The 7,985-nt window shown below is 37.7% G+C and carries 8 protein-coding genes and 1 tRNA gene; 4 read left to right on the top strand and 5 right to left on the bottom strand.

Annotation, left to right across the window (positions count from 1 at the left end; translation table 11 throughout):
* Positions 1 to 85: 85 nt before the first annotated feature.
* The gene (locus AMDU4_RS01300; RefSeq protein ID WP_290703857.1) at positions 86 to 676 is read left to right on the top strand and encodes a DUF488 family protein; all 591 of its coding nucleotides are present in this window, start codon (positions 86 to 88) and stop codon (positions 674 to 676) included.
* Positions 673 to 1,446: a hypothetical protein gene (locus AMDU4_RS01295; protein ID WP_021786192.1), complete on the top strand. Its 774-nt coding sequence runs from the start codon at positions 673 to 675 to the stop codon at positions 1,444 to 1,446. Before AMDU4_RS01300 ends, AMDU4_RS01295 begins: the two co-directional genes overlap by 4 nt.
* A gap of 781 nt (positions 1,447 to 2,227) precedes the next feature.
* Here AMDU4_RS01295 and AMDU4_RS01290 read toward each other — a convergent pair.
* From AMDU4_RS01290 to AMDU4_RS01270, 5 genes are all read right to left on the bottom strand, one after another.
* A tRNA-Gly gene (locus tag AMDU4_RS01290) sits at positions 2,228 to 2,300 on the bottom strand.
* A 60-nt stretch (positions 2,301 to 2,360) separates the two neighbouring features.
* Entirely contained in the window at positions 2,361 to 3,305 is a 945-nt protein-coding gene (locus AMDU4_RS01285; RefSeq protein WP_290703855.1) for a hypothetical protein, read from the bottom strand.
* A gap of 62 nt (positions 3,306 to 3,367) precedes the next feature.
* Complete coding sequence (locus AMDU4_RS01280) at positions 3,368 to 4,096, bottom strand: GNAT family N-acetyltransferase (protein ID WP_021786188.1); 729 nt, start codon at positions 4,094 to 4,096, stop codon at positions 3,368 to 3,370.
* Between the two features lie 14 nt (positions 4,097 to 4,110).
* Entirely contained in the window at positions 4,111 to 4,284 is a 174-nt protein-coding gene (locus tag AMDU4_RS01275; protein WP_021786187.1) for a hypothetical protein, read from the bottom strand.
* Entirely contained in the window at positions 4,274 to 5,320 is a 1,047-nt protein-coding gene (locus AMDU4_RS01270) for an L-threonylcarbamoyladenylate synthase (RefSeq protein WP_021786186.1), read from the bottom strand. Before AMDU4_RS01270 ends, AMDU4_RS01275 begins: the two co-directional genes overlap by 11 nt.
* 131 nt (positions 5,321 to 5,451) lie before the next feature.
* On the opposite strand from AMDU4_RS01270, the gene AMDU4_RS01265 reads away from it, so the two are divergent.
* Positions 5,452 to 6,264, top strand: a complete 813-nt coding sequence (locus AMDU4_RS01265) for a M1 family aminopeptidase (RefSeq protein WP_021786185.1) — start codon at positions 5,452 to 5,454, stop codon at positions 6,262 to 6,264.
* A complete protein-coding gene (locus AMDU4_RS01260; RefSeq protein WP_290703852.1) occupies positions 6,188 to 7,840 on the top strand; it encodes a M1 family aminopeptidase in 1,653 nt (550 codons plus the stop codon). Before AMDU4_RS01265 ends, AMDU4_RS01260 begins: the two co-directional genes overlap by 77 nt.
* The last annotated feature ends 145 nt before the right edge of the window (positions 7,841 to 7,985 follow it).

Here is a 7,985-nt window from a genome sequence, read left to right as displayed (position 1 = left end):
TGAGGATCCCCTTGATTACACTTTCCATCAGCTCATATCTGTCCATATATAAACATTCTTATAATGCCAGATTATAATGGTGATGATGACACACAAAGTTAACGAGAATCATAGAACTTTAATAAGACAGGGAGGAACCTATATGGTCTCTATTCCAAAGAATTATCTCATAGATTTGGGATGGAAGTCTGGAGATAGGATATCGGTAGAAAGAAGGGATAAGTCGGTCTTCCTAAGTAAGGCAGAGGAGCCTCAGATATTCTCTGTAGGTTATTCAGGGAAGAAGAAGGACGATTTTATTGAACTACTGAAAGGTAACAAGATAAGTGAGCTGGTGGACGTAAGGAACCATGCATTCAGCTGGAATAAGGACTTTTCAATGAAAAATTTGAGTGAAAATCTAGCAGATGCCGGAATACAATATATCAATCTCCCGAAGCTTGGAGCTCCAAAGGATATAAGGATAGAGATTAAAGAAAATCATGATCCGGATAAGTTCTTTAGGGAGTATTCAGCATGGTTGAACTCCAACTCATCATACCTAGACATACTTGACGTTCTTGGCAGACAAAAAGTAACTGCGATGATGTGCCTGGAAGAAGATTACAGAAACTGCCACCGGAAAATTCTTGGAGAACGCCTGCAAGAAAGGGGTTATGAGGTCATTCAGTTATGACCTACAAAAAAAAGAGGGTATTGCTCACTGTCAAAGCTTACCCAGAGAAAAGCAAGAAATATGGTGCATGTGTCTGCACTGCTGGAATCACTGATAATGGCGATTTCATAAGATTGTATCCGATACCTTTTGAAACTTTTCGAGGAGATAAGAACGTACCCAAGTACTCGTGGATCACCGTTGAATGTGAAAAGGCCTCAGAATATCTTAGTAGGAAAGAGAGCTATAGAGTGAGATATGAAACCCTGAAAATTGCGGGGAGTGTCCCGACGGGTCAGGATAAATCATGGAATGAAAGGAATCAGATAATTCTACCTCTCTTGGCTGGATCTATGGAAGAGCTTGAACAAAGATCGAAAATGGATAATACTTCCCTAGGCATAATCAAACCCAGAACAATAACAGACTTTACTATAGATTCAAAACCGGGAGTGAACAAGGAGGAAAACAAGATCCTCAAGGAAGTTCAAATGACTCTGGATGGTGAAATCAGGACTGACTTGGAGAATATAAACTATAATTTCAGGTACCATTTCCTTTGTCAGGGGGCGGATTGTAAGGGACACGACATCATGTGTGAGGATTGGGAAATGCTTGAATCATGGAGACGCTGGAAACGTACATACCGGGACAGGGATACCCTTATTGAGAAATTCAAGAACAAATATCTCAATGATATGCTGAAAAGAGATCTTTATTTTTTCGTTGGAACGCATTCAAGATTCAACACGTGGCTTATAATAGGTCTCTACTATCCACCACTGAAGTGAGCCCTCAGCATGACAAAATAGAGATTTTGTCATGGTATGAACCAGCTGCTTATATACCAAACAATGAAATTGGGACAGACCTCTTTCACTGGTGGTACCGTAACTATTTAAATGACTGAATATTGTCATGTTATGACTTCCATGCCTTTGCCAAGGAATACGTGGATCCAATCTGCAGTTCAAGTGTTGAATGTTGATTTCTTCACCGACGAGGAAGTGATGAAAATTTTCAATGAGATAGCATAAAACGTAAGAAATATTACGAAAAGGTTTAACGTAACATTTCTAATTTTCTCCTTTTAAAATTCAGCCTTTTAACAACTTACGTTTCTGAAACGTAATTATTCCAAATTCATAATATTATAGGGTGTGGTATTACCGCGATTAAGAGGGAACAAAACTATAGATGATAACGTAGCCATAGCAAGAGAGAAATCATACTTCAAACACGGTTTAAAAGTTAAGCAAAAGAGGGTGAAAATGTCATTAAAAGATGTAACCGGTATAAATTATGGGATGAGTAAGTTATAAGGTCAAAAAAAATGTCAATTATTAAATTTTATCCATTGTAATCAAAGAAAGTATTGGACTTAAACTGGCATTCGTATAAGAGAGGTTAGCCTGGCTAAAAGAATGGAAAATCGTTAATAATATTCTTAATAAATTGTAATCATTTCATTATATAATGTTATTTTTATATTACAAAAACTGGATCGACAGTATATAAATGAAAATAATTTCACTGCGATTTATCATTATTCACATTAAACCAATATCACAATGCGAGTGCCGGGATTTGGACCCGGGGCACGAGCTTGGCAAGCTCGCGTGTTGCCAGGCTACACCACACTCGCTTAAACTCACAAATACAACAGGGTATATATATTTTGACATGGCACATTAATCCTTTATTTCTATGCCATTGCGATTATTAGATGGAGTACGACTATAGAAATTGGTATAGTGATATTGTCATCTGCAATTTTATTGGATATGGACTCGGCAAATGTCCCTCCAAGTGCATAAATTGCCGAATAGAAATAAACAAAGAAAAATAATCCAAATAAAAAAGACGGCAAAAGCATTGCCATAAACCCTGCTATGGACTTTCTTTTATTGTATATGAGTTTTCTGCTCCTTATTTTCATCCCTATTATGGTTGCCAGTGAATCCCCTATCATTATCATAAATGCTGAAATATATATGACGGGAAGCGACCTGGTAAATGACAGCACCAGTAGAAAGCCTGCAGCGAGGTACATAGAACCAAGTCCCAGTTTTGTGTCCTCCCTTTCCATCATATAAACAATATCGGCAATTCTGTTCTTATTATTGAGGTAAAGTATATTCCCGGCAAGATATATTATGAGGACAGCCAGAAGGATAAGAATCCTACCTTTAATTCCCTCAAAGGCAAATATTGCAATTGTTATAACTCCAGTAGAAATCTGGAAATAATCTCTGTAAGTTTCCCTTTTTATGTCCTTGCCCTTTTTTTCATTGTTGGTTATGTCATACTTTCTCATATTTTTGTCAAGGAACATTGAAAGGAGTATAGATATTGATATGGCTGCAAAAATAAATCTTACCGGCACGAACTTTCCGAAGATGGAAAGAATAATTAAAACCATGTCAACAGCAAATGGAAAATAGAAAAATACTGTGTAAAGATAGGTACTGACAACCAGTGAAAAGAGATATACAGGAAGCACAAAAAATGAGCCTGAGAAGTATACAAGCCCCGCCATTATGGGTATGGAAACAAGTATTTTGATTAAAAAAGACTCCCTGTTTTTTATGAGAATATATATAATAGCAACTATAAATATGACTAAATAAGCAAAATTAAACAAATCCATAGGGTATGATTTATCCCTTAGACTTAAATTTTTGTCAGACACCTTCTATTAGGTTATTAAAATTATTTGCTATAGGGTAGATAATAAATAACTTCGTCAGGATAATTGTCATATTTAAAACCATAATGAGAGTAAAAATCCCGTGCGAAGTTTTCTGCATTTACCCATAGAAAAACATAATGGTATGAAAGTGCCTTGAGCCTGTTTAGTGCTGTAAGAAGCAAATACTTGCCTATCCCCATTTTCCGGTATGCCCGCTTTACGAAAATAGATACTATAAAAGCCCTGTCAAAGCCAAGCCTTGACGTTACCACGCCCCCGCTTATCCTGCCCTTACTTTTTAGAATAAAGGAAATCTCTCTGATTATCTCCCCGTATTCTCCATTAAATAAATTTTTTACCGTCTTAATTCTGTCCTCCCTCCTGTCGCTGAACAGGAATTTGTCAGAAGTATATTTGAATGCCTCATATTCGGCATCGGAATAAAGGTCCATGTTCAGGTCTCCTATGCCCGATATATTGTACTGTTCATCTATCTTTTTGTACTGATATTCGTTCAAATCCAATACCATCCTCTTTCTGACAATGGTTTTAAAACCTGATTTCAACAGGTATTTTTCGCTTGTTTCATTTCCATTGAATATGGGGTTCAGCATCAATTTTTTCTTTTCTTCTCTTGCTATTCCAATCAGCCAGTCAAAAAGTTCTCTGAGTCGTTCCTCATTAATTTTCTTTTGGGATATAAATCCTATGTCTGCATAGAGCCTGTCTGATTTGTCAGTTGAATCCATAATGTAGGCATATCCTATGAATTCATTTTTCTTAAGATTATCCTTGACATAATTTTGTTTTCATTTAAAAGCTTGATAACGCTGGCATAACTTCCTTTTATATCTATGTCAGGATATTTTTTTGAGAGGAAATCTATTTCCTTTTTGAGTATTACATCCCAGTTAAGCCTGTAATTATCAAGTTTCATTAATAGCCTTATTAATCTTATCTATATTTTCTTTTTCCTTCACGATCATAAAGCTTGCCTTTCTTATCCTGTTCATTACAGCTAGCCCTATGCCGTTCTCAGGGAATCCCTGAATGACGCCATACTTTTGGGACGAATTATCAAGAATCCTGAAATCATAGAATAAATTGTGTGCCACATCATATATATCCCTGCCTAGCACCAATGATTCCCCATACGCATACTTTGCATTTTCACTGGAACAGAGGACAAGAAAATCATTTGAATCCTTCGAAGAGATAAAATTTCTGAATTGATCTTCATTCTCAATCAGAAATAATTTCTTTGATGGTGCATAATGCCTGTATTTCAATCCTGGTGTCAGTGCCACGCTGGACTGGCTGTATCCTTTGGCCAGTGGATCCACATACACCGGACCTATCATTGATTCTATATCTTCCACAGTGAATGCACCAGCCCTCAAAAGCCTGTAGGGCTTTGCAGTGCAGTCCAGTATGGTAGATTCTACACCGTATTTTACTCTCCCAGCATCTATTATGGCATCCACTTTTCCATCCAGTTCACTGATAGCTGTTTCGGAATCAACTATACTGGGCCTGGTTGAAATATTGGCGCTGGGCGCAGCTACAGGTCCGGCACATTCTATAAGTCTGAGGGCTATCCTGTCATCAGGGAAACGTATACATATTGTGTCAAGGCCTGCACTTACTATATCTGGAACAGTATTCTTCTTTTTCAGGAGCAGTGTAAGTGGTGAGGGCCATATGTTTTTCATTTTCTCCCGCAGGTCATTATCAATATATGCAACCTTATCCAGCATTTCCATGCTGGAGATGTGTACTATGAGGGGGTTGTCAGCAGGCCTGTTCTTTGCCCTGAATATCTTTGCGCAGGCCTCAGGGTTGAATGCATCAGCCCCAAGGCCGTAAACAGTTTCTGTGGGAAATACAACTGTGCCCCCACGTTTTATAATCTCTCCACATTTATCTATGGAATCTTTTTCATTATTCCTGGTGATATGTATTATTTCAGTCATCCATATCTTAATGCCAAATTATTATATAACTGTTTAAAAATGTGAAAACCTGTTCTGCAAGCACTTATTACGGCTGCTTCAATAATTTCATACATTGGCAAAAATTATATGTAACCATATGATATGGACATATGCAGATTTATAATTATAGTTTAGATCTTGATATAAATAGTGAAAATTATACATATACATGCCATGAGGTCATAAAATTTAATGGAGATGAGGAAAAGCTAATACTCAACTCGGTAAATCTGAAAATAAAAAAGATCAGGCTTAACAACAGCATAAAAAATTATAAGGAATTCGCGCAGAATCAGGAAATTATAGTCGATGGAATAATAACAAAGGATTCTGTTGCTGAAATTGATTTCTCCGGCAAAATTCCGGAAGAGCTGCAGGGATTCTACCTTGCAAAGACCAAGGACGGAAATATGTTTACCACACAGTTTGAAGCCACAGGGGCAAGGAGGTTTTTTCCATGTATAGACAATCCATCATATAAGGCAACATTTGACATAACTGTAAGAATAGACAGCGACCTGGATGCAATTTCCAACATGCCTGTAGAAAGCCAGGAAAACATCAGTGGTAAAAAGGTTGTTAAATTCATGCAGACACCAGTAATGTCAACATACCTGCTTTACCTGGGCATAGGAAAATTCGATGAGAAATCCATAAACTTTGACGGGAATAAAAAACTGATCCTTGCTGCCCAAAAAGGCCATTTGACAGAATCGGATTACCCCCTGGAGATAGGGAAAAAAGCCATAGAATTCTATCGGAACTATTTCGGAATAGACTACCCACTGCCAAAGGAACATCTCATAGCTGTTCCTGAGTTTGCAGCAGGTGCAATGGAAAACTGGGGTGCCACTTACCTTCAGGGAAATATTCCTGAACATTTCTCCATCAACAGGAGCATCAGTAAAAAAGGCTGTGGGTGAGGTAATAGCGCATGAACTGGCACATCAGTGGTTCGGCGATCTTGTGACAATGAACTGGTGGGATGATCTCTGGCTTAACGAAAGCTTTGCCACATTTATGTCCTACAAGGCAATGAATAAACTGGAACCTGATTATGATATGTTTGCTGATTTTCTTGTAAGTGAAACAGCAGGAGCCCTGGAAGGTGATTCTCTGGTTAATTCGCATCCAATAGAGGTTGAAGTGAAACATCCTGATGACATATCCCAGATATTCGATGAAATAAGTTATGGCAAGGGCGGAAGCATACTCAGGATGATCAACGCCTTCGTCACCGACGAGGTATTCAGTAAAGGTCTTCACCTTTACTTGGAGAATTTCAAATACAAAAATGCAGGGGGTTCTGATCTCTGGGAATTTATAGCTAAGGTTTCAGATCGCCCCGTAAGAAAGGTCATGGAATCATTCATACAGAATATAGGTTATCCAATAGTTGAGATAATGGAAGAAAATGGAACGCTGAAACTGAACCAATACAGATTCCTGCTCAACGGCAAAAAACAGAATGTCCAGTGGAAGATTCCCCTAACAGCCAGGTATACCGGTGGCACAAGAAGTGTATTGTTTGATTCAGAATCAATGGAAATGGACTCCTCAGGATTTATTAAGCTCAATGACAGCGAAACAGGATTCTACCGTGTGCTTTATTCCTCTCCTCTCTATGAGAATATAATAAAAAATATATCGATACTGGACAATAAGGATATATTTGGGTTGCTGAACGACATGCACGCTTTCCTTGTTTCAGGAAAGATAACTTTTGTAGAATATCTAACCATGATAGAAAAATTCATGGAGTTGAACGACCCTTTCATAATTAGGGAGATATCCAATGAACTATTCTCGCTTTATCTGATTGATCCTAAAAATTCACTGGTTCTTGGAACAAATATGGAGTATCTTGCTGACAAGCTTAAAATCCTGGGCGAGAAACAGAAAAAAGAAAACATAAACATTTCACTTACCCGGGGTATACTGGCAAACAGATATGCAATATTAAACAGGGGCTACGCAGAAGAACTTGCCAAATTTGGTGATTCTGTGAGTGATGTTGATCCAGATATGCGTCTGGCTGTCCTCACCTCATATGCCATAGTGCACAACGATGCGAATAAAATGATTAATATTCTCTCAGGCTTTTCCCAGGATGAGGACAGGGTAAAGGTCATTCAGGCAATGACAATGCTTACTGGTGATGATAATTTCGCCATCATAGAAAAGGCAATATCAGACAGGGAAATAAAGGCACAGGATTCTTTAATATACTATATGCTTGCCGCATCAAATCCTGGTGCCAGGGAATACATATATGCCAACCTGGAGAACATAATAGAAAAAATACAGGCAGTATTAGCCGGATCTGGATACTCCTCCAAGGTAATAGAAACGGTAGTTCCATTTATAGGCCTTAACCATATGGACGAAATAGGAGAAAAACTTGAAAAAATAAATATAAGGGAAATAAGCAGGGGCGTAAAGAAGGGAATGGAATACCTCAATATATACAGCGATCTCGTCAAAAGACTGAAAAATTAATTTATCAACTTTAACATCTCTATTTCCCGATGTAAAGTCAACAGACCAATGATACTATACAAATTTCTCCAGTAAAATGGTAAATACTCTTTCTGAAAATAAGTTTTCAAGGAATTTGTTTTGGAGGTATATTTCACGAATCCTT

The organism is Ferroplasma sp. Type II, assembly GCF_000496155.1.
The sequence above is the reverse complement of the archived record's forward strand: the minus strand, read 5'-3'. Positions and strand labels throughout refer to the sequence as shown.

Coding starts and splice junctions, on each gene's coding strand:
- AMDU4_RS01300 (WP_290703857.1), top strand. CDS start 86: ATGACACACAAAGTTAACGAGAATCATAGAACTTTAATAAGACAGGGA.
- AMDU4_RS01295 (WP_021786192.1), top strand. CDS start 673: ATGACCTACAAAAAAAAGAGGGTATTGCTCACTGTCAAAGCTTACCCA.
- AMDU4_RS01285 (WP_290703855.1), bottom strand. CDS start 3,305: ATGGATTTGTTTAATTTTGCTTATTTAGTCATATTTATAGTTGCTATT.
- AMDU4_RS01280 (WP_021786188.1), bottom strand. CDS start 4,096: ATGGATTCAACTGACAAATCAGACAGGCTCTATGCAGACATAGGATTT.
- AMDU4_RS01275 (WP_021786187.1), bottom strand. CDS start 4,284: ATGAAACTTGATAATTACAGGCTTAACTGGGATGTAATACTCAAAAAG.
- AMDU4_RS01270 (WP_021786186.1), bottom strand. CDS start 5,320: ATGACTGAAATAATACATATCACCAGGAATAATGAAAAAGATTCCATA.
- AMDU4_RS01265 (WP_021786185.1), top strand. CDS start 5,452: ATGCAGATTTATAATTATAGTTTAGATCTTGATATAAATAGTGAAAAT.